Origin of the sequence: Sphingomonas sp. ABOLE (assembly GCF_003950455.1) — a bacterium.
Classification (GTDB): Bacteria; Pseudomonadota; Alphaproteobacteria; order Sphingomonadales; family Sphingomonadaceae; genus Sphingomonas; species Sphingomonas trueperi.
In genome coordinates this window covers 1-13,875 of record NZ_QQWY01000048.1, presented here as the reverse complement: position 1 = coordinate 13,875, position 13,875 = coordinate 1, and the positions used below count along the sequence as shown (strand labels likewise).

Here is a 13,875-nt window from a genome sequence, read left to right as displayed (position 1 = left end):
GGGAAGTTGGGCAGCGCCATCCTGATCGCCGACGATCACCCGCTGTTTCGCCAGGCGCTGGGCCTGGCGGTTGCCCGGGTGCGGCCGGAGGCGCGGGTGGTCGAGGCCGGCACGCTCGCTTCCGCCGCGCGCATGGTGGAGGAGGTTCGCTCGGCGGGCGACGGGCTGGACCTGATCCTGCTCGATCTGAAGATGCCCGGCGCGCTGGGCTATTCGGGGATCGCGCTGCTCCATGCCGAGTGCCCCCGCGTGCCGATCCTGGTCGTCTCCAGCGCCGAAGGTGCGGCCGCGGCCGAGGAGGCGCGGGCGTTCGGCGCGGTCGGCTTCCTGCGCAAGGACAGCGATCTCGCCGCGATCGAGGCGGCGATCGCCAAGGCGCTGCACCGGCGGGCGCCGCCCGTCGAGCGCGCCCCGGACGATGCTGAGCTGACGCCGGTCCGGGAAACGGTGGCAAAGCTGACCCCCACCGAGCTGAAGGTGCTGCTCGCGGTGCTCGACGGCCAGCTCAACAAGCAGATCGCCCACGGGCTGGGCATCAGCGAGGCGACGGTGAAGGCGCACATGACGGTGATCATGCGCAAGCTCGACGTGCGCAACCGCACCCAGGCGGCGCTGGTCGCCCGCTCGCTAGGGCTGGACCTGCGCCACTGACACCCCATCGAGGAAGCGCCGCAGTGCCTCCGGATCGATCGGCTTGGCGTAGAGGCTGATATTGGCGGCGGCTTGCGCGGCCAGCGCCGCGCCGCTTTCGGCGGTGACCAGCGCCGCCGGCAGCCCCGGGCGCGACTTCCGCAGCGCGGCGATCAGCGCCAGCCCGTCGAGGCTGTCCTCACCCCGCCGCAGATCGGCGATCACCGCATCGAAGGGGCCGTGCGCCGCCAGTGCCGTGGCGCTGTCCTGTGCGGCGACGGGCATGTGCCCCAGTTGGCGCAGCAGCGTCACGCTTGCCTCGACGATGCCGGGATCGTCGTCGACCACCAGCAGCCGCAGCGACCGGCCCGAGGATGCCGGCGGCGGCGCGGCTGCGGCCACCGGCACCGGCGCGGCTGCGGCCACCGGCACCGGCGCGGCTACGGCCACCGACACCGGCGCGGCATGGGCGGGCAGGCACAGGCTGAACCGGCTGCCCTGGCCCGGCACCGAGCGGACCTCGACCGTGCCGCCGAGCAGCCGGGCGATGCGCGCGACCAGCGCCAGCCCCAGGCCCTGGCCCTCGACGTCGACCGCGCCCAGCCGCGTGAACTCGCCGAAGATCGTGCCGATCTGCGCCTCCGGAATGCCGACGCCGCTATCGACCACGTCGATCCGCCAAACCCCACCCCGTCGCCGCACCCCGATCAGCACGCCGCCCTTGGCGGTATAGCGTACCGCATTGACCAGCAGGTTCTGGATCACCGAGCGCACCAGCCCGGGATCGCTGTGGATCGCGCCGGGCAGCGGGCCGATCCGCAGCTTCAGTCCCTTGGCCTCGGCCATCGGCCGCAGTTCCTCGGCAAGCTCGGTGAGCAAGGGGGCGAGGGCGATCGTCTCCAGGGTCGGCTGCACCCCGCCGGCATCGAGCTTGCTGATGTCGAGCAGCGCGCGCAGCAGCTCCTCGGCACCGCGGATCGCGCCGTCGAGGCGGGCGAGGATCGGCCGCATCGTCGGCGCGATGTCGCGCTCCAGCGCGGCCGCGAACAGCCGGGCGGCGTGAAGCGGCTGGAGCAGGTCATGGCTCGCGGCGGCGAGGAAGCGGGTCTTGTCGCGATCCGCCTCGGCGAGCCGGCGATTGGCCTCGGAAAGTTCGTGGGTGCGGGCCTCGACGCGATCCTCCAGCGCCTCCAGCGTCTCGCGCAGTGCGGCGCGGGCACGGGCCTCGCTGGTGACATCGGTGAAGCTCATCACATAGCCGCCGCCGGGCATCGGCCCGCCCACCGTCTTGATCACCCGCCCGTCGGCGCGGGTCCGCTCGAAGCTGTGCTCCAGCCCGCGGCGGAGATGTTCGAGCCGCTTCTCGACATGGAAATCGGCCCCGCCCGGCCCGAAATCGCCGCGCCGGGCATTGTGGCGGATGAGGTCGGCGACGGGCGTGCCCACGCGCACCATCCCCTCGGGATAGTCGAACAGCTCAAGATAGCGGCTGTTCCAGGCGACGAGGTGGAGATCGGCATCGACCACGCTGACCCCGGCATCCATGTTCTCGAAGGTGGCGGCGAGCAGCGCGCGCGAGAAGCGCAGCGACTGGCCGCCCTCGTCGAGCAGGCGGGTGACCTGGTCGAGCCGCATCGTGCCCCCGGAGAGCGCCGAGGCGATCAGTGCACGGGCGGACGAGGCACCGATCACCCGGGCGATCAGCGCCTGTGCGCGCCGCGCCGCCTTGCCGTCGATGCGCTGCTCGCTCTCCTCGGCGAATTCGGCGAGCGCACGCTCCTTTCCGACGAAGCTGGCGGTCAGCCGGCGCAACTCGCCGATGCTGGTGATGCGGCGCTGGTCGCGGAGGAAGCGGGGCAGGGCAGGCGGCCCCATCCTTCGGGCGGCAAGCATCGCGAAGGCGAGCAGGTTGCCCCCCAGGCTCCACAGCACGCCGTGCACCAGCGGCGAGAGCCCCTGCACGCCGAGCAGCGCCAGCGGATCGAGCAAAGTGCCGGCCAGCGCGTCGAGCATCGGCTGCGGCAGCACCGGCGGCAAGGCCAGCGTGTAGAGCCACAGCAGCATGCCGGTCGCCAGGCTGGCGCGCGCGGCGAGCGGATCATTGTCGCGGCGGAGCGCGGCGAGGATCAGGTGCGGGGTATATTGCGCGGTCGCCGCAAACGCGATGAGCCCGATCGAGGCGAGCGAGTTGCGCGCCGAGATCGCCAGTCCCCAGCCGAGCGCGGCGAGCATCACTGCCGCGATTGACGCGCGCCGCACCGCCAGCATCCGCCGCCCGATCCGCCCCGCACCGTCGGGCAGTCCGCGCCGGATCATGCTGGGGAAGATCAGGTCGTTCGAGACCATAGTGGCGAGCGCATTGGCCTCCACCACCGCCATCGAGGCAGCCGCGCTGATCCCGCCGATCAACGCGATGCTGAGCACCAGCGGCGATCCCATCGCGGCGGGTAGCGCCAGCACATAGACGTCGGGCGTGGTCGCCGGCGGCAGCACCGTCAGCCCCGCCAGCGCGATCGGCAGCACCAGCACCGCCATCAGCGCGATATAGGCGGCGAAACCGAAGCGCGCGCGGACCAGGTCTCCCGGAGCGCGCGCCTCGACCAGCCCCATATAGAATTGTCGCGGCAGCCCGATGATCGCCAGCGCGGCGATCAGCCCGATCACCAGCGTGTCGACCGAAAGATGCTCGGCGCGGAACAGCGCGGCAAAGCGCGCCACCCCGGCGAGTGCGCGCTGCTCGCCCTGGCGGAGGATCACGCCTATCGCGAGCAGCGTCACCGCCAGCAGCGCGAGCAGCTTCACCAGCGAGTCGAGCCCGATCGCGTAGAGCAGCCCCTCGCTGCGCCCGGCCAGCTCGAAGCGGCGGGCGCCATAGAGGATGGCGAACAGTGCCAGCAGCATCGCCGCCGCAATCATCACCGGCTGTTCGAGGGCGACGCCCGATCCGATCCGCAGCGCGATGCCGATCGAGCGCAGCTGCAGGGCGACATAGGGCACCGAGCCGAGCAGCGCGATCACCGTCACCAGCCGGGCGACCACGATGTCGCTGCCGAAGCGCGCGGCAACGAAATCGGACACGGTGGTCGCCCGCTCGGCGGACACGGCCTCGCCCAGCCGCCGGAACAAGCCGGGTGCGAACAGCAGCGCCAGGACGGGGGCGGCATAGATCGGGAGGTAGTTCCAGCCGTCGCGAACCAGGCTGCCCACCGCCCCGTAGAAGGTCCAGCTGGAGCAATAGACGCCGAGCGCCAGCGTATAGGCGGCGGTTCGGAGCGGCGATCCGGCGGCGACGGCTGCGCGCCGCTCGGCGATCGCTGCCACGCAGAACAGCGCGAGCACCAGCCCCAACGCCAGCAGGGCGGCAGCCTCCGCGCCGATCATGCTGTGCCTCTCCTCCTCCCGCGCGTCTCGGGCGCGGCCGTTCCGGATTGAGCGTGCAAGCTTGCATGTTCCGAATGTCGCGTCGAGCCCGCTGACGATCGAATGCGCTGCGCCGGTGGGTGCCATTCCCGCACGAGCTCGGCTGCTCGGCGCCGAGGGCATGCTTGTGAGGACGGCAACACTGGCGCGCCTATGTGCGGGCCGGTGCCGCGAAATGCGCCTGGGCGCATTTCCAAACAGGCGCTTGGGTCATGGAAAAATCACTATCGTGAAAGCATCGTCGAAGGCTCCCATCTCAAAGCGGTTGGTCTCCGACGGACGTCGGCAACATTCCGGGAATGGATGGGCTTCAGGCCTCTGCTGCGTTTCTCGGCAAAGGACTTCGGCTTCGTCTTTCCTCAAACCCTTTCGAGCATCAATGCGATCCCCTGGCCCACGCCGACGCACATGAACGCCATGGCGTAGCGGCCGCCGGTGCGGTGCAGTTCCTCGACGGCGGTCATCACGATCCGTGCGCCGGACATGCCGAGCGGATGGCCGAGCGCGATCGCGCCGCCGTTGCGGTTGACGCGGGGGTCGTCCGGGCGAATGCCGAGCGTGCGCAACGTGGCGATCGCCTGGCTGGCAAAGGCCTCGTTGAGCTCGATCACGTCGAGCTGGTCGAGCGGGACGCCCGTCAGGCGGCACAGCTTGCGCGCCGCCTCGATGGGGCCGACACCCATGATGCGCGGCGCGATCCCCGTCGCTGCCATGCCCAGCACCCGGGCGCGAGGGCTGAGCCCGTGCGCGTGCGCCGCCGCCTCGCTGGCGAGCAGCATCGCCGCCGCGCCGTCGTTGAGACCCGAGGCATTGCCGGCAGTGACCGTGCCGTCCGGCCGGACGACCGGCTTCAGCCGGGCGAGCGCCTCCAGGCTGGTGGCCCGCGGATGCTCGTCCTGCGCGAAGAGGATCGGCTCGCCCTTGGGCTGGGGCACCGCGACCGGCACGATCTCCACCGCGAGGCGACCGCTGGCGATCGCCGCCGCGGTCTTTGCCTGGCTGGCGAGCGCGAAGGCGTCCTGGTCTTCGCGCTTCACCTGCCAGTGGTCGGCGACGTTCTCGCCGGTCTGCGGCATCGTGTCGACGCCGTAGCCGGCACGCAGCAGCGGGTTGACGAAGCGCCAGCCGAGCGTGGTGTCCTCGATCTTCTGGGCGCGATCGAAGGAGCTCGCGGCCTTGCCGAGCACATAGGGCGCACGGGTCATGCTCTCGACGCCGCCGGCAATCACCAGCTGGGCATCGCCGGCGCGGATCGCCTGGGCCGCGATGCCGACTGCGTTGAGCCCCGATCCGCAGAGCCGGTTGACGGTCACCCCGGGCACCGCCTCGGGCAGGCCGGAGAGCAGCACCGCCATGCGCGCGACGTTGCGATTGTCCTCGCCCGCCTGGTTGGCGCAGCCGAGCAGCACGTCGTCGACCGCTTCCCAATCGACCCGGCCGTTGCGTTCGGCGAGCGCGCGGAGCGGGATGGCGGCGAGATCGTCGGCGCGGATCGTCGACAGCGCGCCGTTGAGCTTGCCGATCGGGGTGCGGATGGCGTCGCAGACAAAGGCGTGGCGCATTACGGGTCCTGGCTGGAGGGCGTGGCGGACGGGGTATACGGCATGCGGCTCGTCGATCGCGATCGCGCGGTCAGCGCTGCTTCTTCGCGGTGGTCGCGGTGAAATCGGGGTCCTTGTTCGCCACCCAGTCGACGAACTTCCGGACGTTGGGATTCGCCAGCAGCGCCTCGACATCGTTGCCGTGGCGCTGCAGTTCGGCGTTGGTGAAGTTGGCGATCAGCGTCTGCTGGCAGATCGCATGCATCGGCACGACATCGCGCCCGCCGCGGCTCTTCGGCACCGGATGGTGCCAGACGGTCGTCTTGCCCATAGGCCGTCCGCACAGCCAGCACTGCAAAGCTGCTTCGGGCGGTTCCTCCACACGAAGCAGCTCGCCATAGGGGTCTTTCTTCGACTGTCTGCGGTTCATGGGCAACGGTCCTACCCGCTTTGGCGACCCGCCGCTACAGGCCGCGCAGCGCCGCGCTCTGGTCGAGCACCGCGCCGCCCGCAGGTCGACGCCGAGCACCGACACGGTGATGCTGTCGCCGACCTCGAGGCCCAGCGCGGCCGCCGGATCGTCTTCCAGCGCGACGGGTAGCAGCGTGGGCCGAGAGCAAGAGCGCAGCTTGCAAGCCCCGCCCGAGCGCGTGCCGGCACCGGGCGCGGCACGCGAACCCGGCGAGGCTCATTCGGTCTTGAGGTTCGGATATTTGATGCCGAGCTGGTCGAGATAGGTCGGGTACTTCTTGGGATCATAGTAGAACGGCTTCATCTTGGGCCGCAGGCGCTCCATCAGTTCCTGGTTGAGGTGGATGGCGGGCTGATCGGTAGGGGCGACCACCGGGTCATATTTCTGGTCCTTGAGCTGCACGTCGCGAAAATAGGCCTTGGCGTCGGCGAGCAGCTTGGGATCGGTCATCAGGTCGAGCACGGTCAGCGATACCGCCTTGGCGCCGGCAACCGCGCCCTTGTGCGCGATCGGCGTCGCCATCGCGATCGCTGAGAGAACGTTATGGCCGATCATGCTGGGAATGTTCGACGGGAAGCGGATGGTGATCGTCGGCACCGTCCACATGATGTCGCCGATATCGTCCGACCCGCCGCCCAGCGAGCGCTCGCGGGTCTCCGGCGTGGAGAGCGGGCCGATCTCGGTCGGCAGCGGCTTCAGCGTGCGCCCGTTCGCCTGCTGCACGGCCTTGGCGAAGGCCTGGTCGTCGGCGGTCCAGGCCGGCATGCCGATCGCCTTGATGTTGGCATAGGCCGCCTCGGCCATCGGCTTGTTGGCGAAATTGGGCGCGGCATAGCCGAGCAGATGGCGTTCGACGGTGGTGCCGGTGGCCTTGGCCGCGGCCTCCGAAATCTCGTTGCCGAGATTGTACAGATTGCGGACGCTGTCGAAATTCTGCTCGCGGAAATAATACCAGACCGAGGCGAGGTCCGGCACGATGTTCGGCTGCCCGCCGCCATTGGTGATCACATAGTGCGAACGCTGGGTGACGGGGAGATGCTCGCGGCGGAAGTTCCACGCCGTGTCCATGATCTCGACGCCGTCGAGCGCGCTGCGCCCCTCCCAGGGCATCCCGGCGGCGTGGGCGGTCTTGCCGTGGAAGGTATATTCCACCGATACCAGCGCGTTGTTGCCGAGATTGCCGTATGCCGTGCCGAAATCGCTGCTGACATGGGTGAAGATCGTCGCGTCGACATCCTTGAACAGCCCGGCCTTGACGTAGAAGGCCTTGGCGCCGAGCAGTTCCTCGGCGACGCCGGGCCACAGCATCAGCCGGCCGGAAATGTGGTTCTTTTCCATCACCGCCTTGGTGGCGATCGCCGCGGCGATGATCAGCGGCATGCCGGCATTATGCCCCTCGCCATGGCCGGGTGCGCCCGGCACCAGCGGCTTGAGCGTCGGCGAGCCCGGCACCTGCGAGAGGCCGAGCAGGCAGTCGACGTCGCTGCCTAGTGCGATCAGCGGCCCGCCGGTGCCCCAGGTCGCGGTCCAGGCCGTGGGCATGCCGGCGACGCCCTTGGTGATCGTGAAGCCGTTCTTGGCCAGGATGCCGGTCAGATACTCCATCGTTTGATATTCCTGGAAACCCGGCTCGGCGAAGCTGAACACCGAATCCACCATCTCCTGCACCAGCTTGGCATGGCCATCGATGTTGGCGACGGCATCGGCCTTCATCTGGGCGAGCTTGGGATCGGCGACCGCTGCCTGCGGGGCCGGCGGACCGGCGGGGCGGGGCGCGGCGACCGCGATCTGGGTGAGGGTGGTGCTCGCGATCAGCGCGGTCGCGAGGGTGCGGGACAAGAGGGTCATGGCCAGTCTCTCCTGGGGGTAAGGAAGCGGGAGCCGGGCGCGCGCGATCGGCGACGCCCGGCGACGTCAGAAGTGGAAGCGCACGCCCAGCCGGTAGACCCGGCCGAGCACGTCGTAGAGGTTGCGGTTGGTCTGCGGATAGGCCGGGGTGTTGTTGCCGGTGGGCCCGTTGCCGACGAGCACCGGGTCGGTATCGAACAGGTTGCGGATCGACAGGAAGCCCTGGAAGTTCACCCGCCCGACCGCGAACTCGCGATTGGCCTGCAGGTCGAAATAGATCGCGCCGGCGATGCGATTGGTGTTGACCGTCCGGTTGGCGACGGTCGAGACCGGGCAGTCGGTGGAGCAGACGACATAGCTGTTGTCGTACACCCCGCTGCTCACGCCGCGGCCGACCAGCTGGAAGGTCCAGCGATCCACGTCGTACCCCGCCGAGAAGCGATAGCTCCAGTCGGGCAGGCTGCCCGAATTCTGCCCCGCCGCCTCGGTGGGCACGTCGATGCCGTTGTTGGTGTAGAGGCTGAGGTTGCGCGTCACCAGCGCGCGCAGCGTCGCCTTGCCGGCACCCAGATTGCGGCGATAGCTCAGCTCGAAGTCGATGCCCTTGGAGAGGATCGAGACGAAGTTGGTCGGCTTCAGCTCGATATTGGTGATCGCGAGCCCCGCACCCGTCGCGCCGCGCCCGCCGGTGGTAGTGATCGCCGCGCAGGCCGCGGCATTGGCCTGCTCATAGCATTGGGTGACCAGCGTCTGCGCGGTGATCGTGTTGATCGCGCCGCCCAGCTTGATCCGGTAAAAGTCGACCGAGGCCGCTAGACCGGGCACGAAGCTGGGGGTGAACACCGCGCCCACGCCCAGCGTCTTGGCGATCTCGGGATTCAGCGCGGGGTTGCCGATCGTCGCCTCAAGGAACTGGTCGGTCCGCTGGGCGCCATTGGCCAGCGGCACGTTGACCGTGTTGGTGCGGCCGGTGGCGGCGGCGAACAGCTCGCCCAGATTGGGTGCGCGGATGTCGCGCGAATAGGTGGCGCGCAGCTTGATGTCCGGGATCGGCTGCCAGGTGGCCCCGGCCTTCCAGGTGGTGACGCTGCCCGAGGTGGAATAGTCGGTCACGCGCAGCGCGCCGTTGAAGTCGGCGCCCTTGAACAGCGGCACCAGCGTCTCGGCATAGGCTTCCTTGACCGTATAATGGCCGAAGCTGGGCAGGTAATTGCCGTAGATCCAGGTGGGCGTGGAGACGCCGTTGACCAGGCTCGGCTGGAACAGCGGGTCGACATAGCCCGACACTGCCTCGCGCCGCCATTCCCCGCCGAAAGCGAGCGAGATCGGCCCCGCCCATAGGTCGACCAGGTTGTTGGTCGAGAAGTTGAGTGCTGCCACGTCCTGCTTGAGCGTCTGGTACCGCAGCGGCTGCTGGCCGTCGTAGAAGATATAGTCGAGCGCCGCCTGGCTGACGCCGCCGACGCCGATCCGGTTGATCGGCACGCAGCCATTGCTCGGACTGGTCAGCGTCGAGCGGCAGACGATCGTGCCCGCGGCGATGCCGGCGCTGTTGCCGGCGGGGGCGACCACCGCGTCGGTCGCCAGCGCGAGGCGAGTGACGTTCCAGGCGTTGGTCAGCAGCTCCTGCGTCTTGGTGACGCCCTTCTGGTAATAGCCGCTCCACGCCCAGTCGATCGGCCCGACGACGAACTTGCCGCTGCCGCCGAGCACATAGCGATAGACTTCGCGGCTATTGTCGCTGCCCTGCGGCGGGATGCCGGCATTGCTGGTGCCGATCGCGATGGTGGAGATCCGGCTCGCCGCCGCGACCGAGGCGTTATAGGCGCTCACCTGGTTGAGGAAGGACTGCGGCAGATAGGCGTTGACCAGCCCGCCATTGGCGGCGGTGGGCGCGACCTGGATGGTCACGCCGGTCGAGGGCGTCTGCTGATAATAGCTCTGGCCCTGATAGCGGCTGTACGCGACCTGGGCGTAGAGCTCGATCGCGTCGGAAAAGGCGTAGCTCGCCCGCCCGAAGCCGCTGCCGCGCGTCTCGGCGGGGAGCAGGGTGGCGCTGCCGAGATGGCCCTGACGAGTCAGCTTATAGTCGCCGCCCACCATCCACTGGCCGTTGACCTGGCCGAAGGCGAGTGTTCCGGTGGTTGCCTTGCCGGTGGCCGGATCGATCGTGCCGAAATAGGTGCCGCGGAACGGGCCGGTGCTGATCAGGCCGCCAGGGGTGAACTGGCTGGTGCCGATGCCCCCCTGGATCAGGCGCGCCGGATAGCAGATCGTCGCGGCGTTGCTGTCGCTGCAGGCCGCCGCCGAATAGGCGGGGTTGTCGATCTGGAAGAAGCCGGCATCGTTCCAGTCGCGGTCGATCGACTGGATGCCATATTGCTTGAAATATTCGCCGCTGGCGAGGAGGTGGCCCTTGCCCCCGGCGAACGGCGTGCCTGCGGTGAGCGACACCTTGTGGTTGGGGCCGTCGCCATAGGTGGTGATGCCGTACTCATAGTCGCCCGAGACGCCCTTGAACTCCTTGTCGAGGATGAAGTTGACCACGCCCGAGACCGCGTCCGAGCCATAGGCCGAGGAGGCGCCGCCGGTGACGACCTCGACGCGCTTGATCAGCGCCTGGGGGAAGGTGTTGACGTCGACCACGCCGTTGGTCGCCGAGGCGACCGAGCGCTGGCCGTCGAACAGGACCAGCGTGCGATTGGCGCCGAGCGCGCGCAGATTGACCGAGGCGATGCCCGCCAGACCGTTGCTCAGCGAGCCGTTGGAATTCGCCGCCGTCGATCCGCCGCGCACCGCGGGCAGCGTGTTGACGAGATCGGCGATGTTGGCCGGCGCCTCGGTCTGGATCTCCTTGCTGCTGATCACGCTGACCGGGGTGGGCGCGCTGTATCCGTCGCGTTCGATACGCGTGCCGGTGACGACGATGTCGCCGCCCGGATCGGCGATCGGTTCGCCGGTGAGCGGATCGACCGCGATCTCCGGCTTGCCGCCCGGCGTGTTGGTGGTCTGCCCTTCGGCCGGCGCCGACTTGTCGGGGCCGCGCGCCTCGATCTGTGCGAAGGCCGATCCCGACCAGGCGAGGCAAAGGATCAGTGCGCCCGGCGCGACCGCGGCGAAGCGGACGCGGCGCTGGATGCTGGACGGACGCGCGGATGCGCGGCCGATGCGACTCTCGTGCATGTTGTGAACCCCCGTGGTGACGTGGCGTCTCTCCCGCGTGGTTGGTTCGTCCTGCCTCGGGTGCGTTCCGTCGTTGCGTCGCCCCTGTTATGCGATGCAGTGTAGCGAAAGCGCATCTTCGCTTCCCGGCAAAGAATGCAACCGGGAGCGGGCTGTTTGATGGAATCGAACGGAAACTGGGTAGTGTGCGCCGGATTTGTGCGCGGCAACCCTTTGCATTGAAGCTTAGTGTCAGGGGTGGCGAATGGAGTCGAGCACTACCGGCGCCACGATCCGCCGCTCCACCGATCGCATCAGGAAGCTGCTGCGGATGCGCGCGACATGCGGCAGAGTCGACAGCTCGCGCCGGTAGACGCGGTCATAATCCTCGAACGAGCGGACATGGATCATCATGATGAAGTCCGTCTCGCCCGAGACGAAGCTGCAGAACGACATCGAAGGACAGCGTACCACTGCCGATTCGAACTCGTTCAACGCCTGCTCCGCCTGCGAGCTGAGCTCGATCGAGACCAGCACGTCGATGCCATAGCCCAAGGCCGCCATGTTGAGTTCGGCGGTATAGCCCCGGATCACGCCGCGATCCTCGAGGATCTTGCGCCGCCGCGCGGTTGCCGTGCTCGACAGATGGACGCGTTCGCCCAGCGCCACATCCGAACTGCGGCCGTCGTACACGAGGTGGTTGAGGATGCGGAGATCGGTACCGTCGAGATCGCTGGTGGTGGAATTGTTCATCTGGCGCCCCTTCCGTTGAACAAATCAATCAATCTGCTGTGAAAAGTTGTGCATATTTGTTGGGATGCACAACGGCTTCTGCGGTTAGGATGCGGCGGCGCAGCACCACAATGGGGAGATCGGGCATGCGGGGGCGGGTAAGCGGAAGGGCGATGGCGATTTGGCTGGCGGCGAGTGCCGCCGCGCTGCCGGCGCAGGCGCAGGAAGCGCCGCTGCTGCCGGTGAAAGCGGTGCCGGCGGAGGGCCGCATCCTGTTCACGCTGCCCCGCCCGGACGCCGATGGCGTCGCCGGCCGCTTCCTTTATGCGACGACGATGCGCAGCGGGCTGGGCTCGGCCAATCTGCGCATCGATCGCGGCATGGTCGGCCCCGAACAGATCCTCGCCTTTCGCCGCATCGGCAAGAAGGTGGCGGTGACCTTCGAGAACTGGCGCTTCCGCGCGACCGGCGATGCCGCGGTGGCCGAGGGCGGCCGCTCCAGCTTTCCGTTCAGCGTGGTGGCGATGCTCGACGTGGTGGCGACCGGGCCCGACGGTGCAATGACAATCGACATCGCGCCGTTCCTCACCCGCGACACGGTGGGGCTGGCCGACGCGCTGAACGAAGGCGGCAAGGGCTTTCGCCTGGCGGACTCGCTGAGCGCCGCTGATCCGAGCTCGGTGAAGGTATTTCCCGACAATATCGAGATCGACGCGCTCCAGACCTATCAGAGCGACACGCCCGGCCGCGAAGTCTCCGCCATTGCGGCCGAACCTCGCCAGCTCGGCTTCGTCGTCCATCACAGCTTCGTGCGCCTGCCGGGCCCCGGCTTCCAGGTGCGGCGCTTCGACCCCCGATCGGGGACGAGCGGGGAGCGCTATTACGACTATGGCACGCCGCTCGGCCAGGACGTGGTGCAGCAGCTCGCCAACCATTTCCGCCTCGAGAAGGTCGATCCCGCCGCGCCGCGGTCGCGGGTGAAGAAGCCGATCATCTTCTATGTCGATCGCGCCGCGCCGGAGCCGATCCGCACCGCGCTGGTGGAAGGGGTGAACTATTGGCGCACGGCGTTCGACAAGGCCGGGCTGATCGACGCCTTCCGTGCCGAGGTGCTGCCCGAGGGCGCCGATCCGATGGACGTGCGCTACAACATGGTCAACTGGAGCAACCGGCTGACGCGCGGCTGGTCCTATGGCGGCGGCATCGTCGATCCGCGCACGGGCGAGATCGTCAAGGGCAATGTCGTGATCGGCGCGCTGCGCGTGCGGCAGGACATGGCGATCTTTGAGGGGCTGGTCGGCACCGCCCGGAATGGCAGCGGCGGTCCCAACGATCCGGTGCGCGTCTCGCTCGATCGTATCCGCCAGCTCGGCGCGCATGAAGTGGGCCACGCGCTCGGCTTCATGCACAATTTCGCCGGCAGCACCCAGGATCGCACCACCGTGATGGACTATCCGCCGCCGCGCATCAAATTGACCGGCGGCGCGATCGACCTTTCGGACGCCTATGCCAAGGGCGGCGGCGCCTGGGACGATTACACCGTCGACTGGCTCTATGGTCAGCCCGCTCCCGGCGTCGATCCGGACGCGGCGGCGCGGCAGAAGGCGCTCGACGTGCAGGCTCGCGGGCTGCGCTTCGTCACCGATGTCGATGGCCGCGCCCCCGATACGCCGAGCCCGTGGGGCAGCATGTGGGACGACGGGCCCGATCCGGTGGCGTCGCTGCGCCACATGCTGGCGGTGCGACGGGTGGCGCTCGCCAATTTCGGCCCGGGCGTGCTGCGCAAGGACGAGGCGCTCGCCGATCTGCGGCGCAAGTTCGTGCCGGTCTGGCTGCTCCATCGCTACGACATCGATGCCGTCGGCAAGCTCGTCGGCGGGATCGATTCCGATTATGCGGTGGCGGGGGACAACCATCCGCCGGCAAAGCCGGTGCCCGCCGCCATGAACCGCGCCGGGTTTGCCGGAGGCTCCAACTCCTGAGAAGGTGGAGCCTGTATGAGCAAGACGACGAACAAGTTTTCTCCTGAGGTCCGCGAGCGTGCGGTGCGGATGGTATTCGATCACGAGC

8 protein-coding genes are annotated in these 13,875 nt (G+C 68.6%); 2 read left to right on the top strand and 6 right to left on the bottom strand.

The window, feature by feature from the left end; genetic code table 11:
* Positions 1-6 precede the first annotated feature (6 nt).
* Entirely contained in the window at positions 7-651 is a 645-nt protein-coding gene (locus CA234_RS21045; RefSeq protein ID WP_126002677.1) for a response regulator transcription factor, read from the top strand.
* On the opposite strand, the gene CA234_RS21040 is transcribed toward CA234_RS21045, so the two are convergent.
* From CA234_RS21040 to CA234_RS21015, 6 genes are all read right to left on the bottom strand, one after another.
* Complete coding sequence (locus CA234_RS21040; protein ID WP_241213617.1) at positions 628-4,011, bottom strand: PAS domain-containing hybrid sensor histidine kinase/response regulator; 3,384 nt, start codon at positions 4,009-4,011, stop codon at positions 628-630. The genes CA234_RS21045 and CA234_RS21040 overlap by 24 nt on opposite strands.
* A gap of 398 nt (positions 4,012-4,409) precedes the next feature.
* Complete coding sequence (gene pcaF, locus CA234_RS21035; RefSeq protein ID WP_125977716.1) at positions 4,410-5,612, bottom strand: 3-oxoadipyl-CoA thiolase; 1,203 nt, start codon at positions 5,610-5,612, stop codon at positions 4,410-4,412.
* 70 nt (positions 5,613-5,682) lie between these two features.
* Entirely contained in the window at positions 5,683-6,021 is a 339-nt protein-coding gene (locus CA234_RS21030) for a hypothetical protein (RefSeq protein ID WP_125977718.1), read from the bottom strand.
* Positions 6,022-6,279: 258 nt separating this feature from the next.
* A complete protein-coding gene (locus tag CA234_RS21025) occupies positions 6,280-7,911 on the bottom strand; it encodes an amidohydrolase (RefSeq protein ID WP_125977720.1) in 1,632 nt (543 codons plus the stop codon).
* Between the two features lie 66 nt (positions 7,912-7,977).
* A complete protein-coding gene (locus CA234_RS21020; RefSeq protein WP_241213616.1) occupies positions 7,978-11,094 on the bottom strand; it encodes a TonB-dependent receptor in 3,117 nt (1,038 codons plus the stop codon).
* Between the two features lie 231 nt (positions 11,095-11,325).
* Positions 11,326-11,826 (bottom strand): Lrp/AsnC family transcriptional regulator, encoded by a 501-nt coding sequence (locus CA234_RS21015; RefSeq protein WP_125977722.1) that lies wholly within the window; start codon positions 11,824-11,826, stop codon positions 11,326-11,328.
* A gap of 152 nt (positions 11,827-11,978) precedes the next feature.
* On the opposite strand from CA234_RS21015, the gene CA234_RS21010 reads away from it, so the two are divergent.
* Entirely contained in the window at positions 11,979-13,787 is a 1,809-nt protein-coding gene (locus CA234_RS21010) for a zinc-dependent metalloprotease (protein ID WP_241213615.1), read from the top strand.
* Positions 13,788-13,875 lie beyond the last annotated feature (88 nt).

Excerpts from the sequence above, each read along its gene's own strand:
- CA234_RS21010 (WP_241213615.1), top strand. The coding sequence starts at position 11,979 with ATGGCGATTTGGCTGGCGGCGAGTGCCGCCGCGCTGCCGGCGCAGGCG.
- CA234_RS21030 (WP_125977718.1), bottom strand. The coding sequence starts at position 6,021 with ATGAACCGCAGACAGTCGAAGAAAGACCCCTATGGCGAGCTGCTTCGT.
- CA234_RS21020 (WP_241213616.1), bottom strand. The coding sequence starts at position 11,094 with ATGCACGAGAGTCGCATCGGCCGCGCATCCGCGCGTCCGTCCAGCATC.
- CA234_RS21015 (WP_125977722.1), bottom strand. The coding sequence starts at position 11,826 with ATGAACAATTCCACCACCAGCGATCTCGACGGTACCGATCTCCGCATC.
- pcaF (WP_125977716.1), bottom strand. The coding sequence starts at position 5,612 with ATGCGCCACGCCTTTGTCTGCGACGCCATCCGCACCCCGATCGGCAAG.
- CA234_RS21025 (WP_125977720.1), bottom strand. The coding sequence starts at position 7,911 with ATGACCCTCTTGTCCCGCACCCTCGCGACCGCGCTGATCGCGAGCACC.
- CA234_RS21040 (WP_241213617.1), bottom strand. The coding sequence starts at position 4,011 with ATGATCGGCGCGGAGGCTGCCGCCCTGCTGGCGTTGGGGCTGGTGCTC.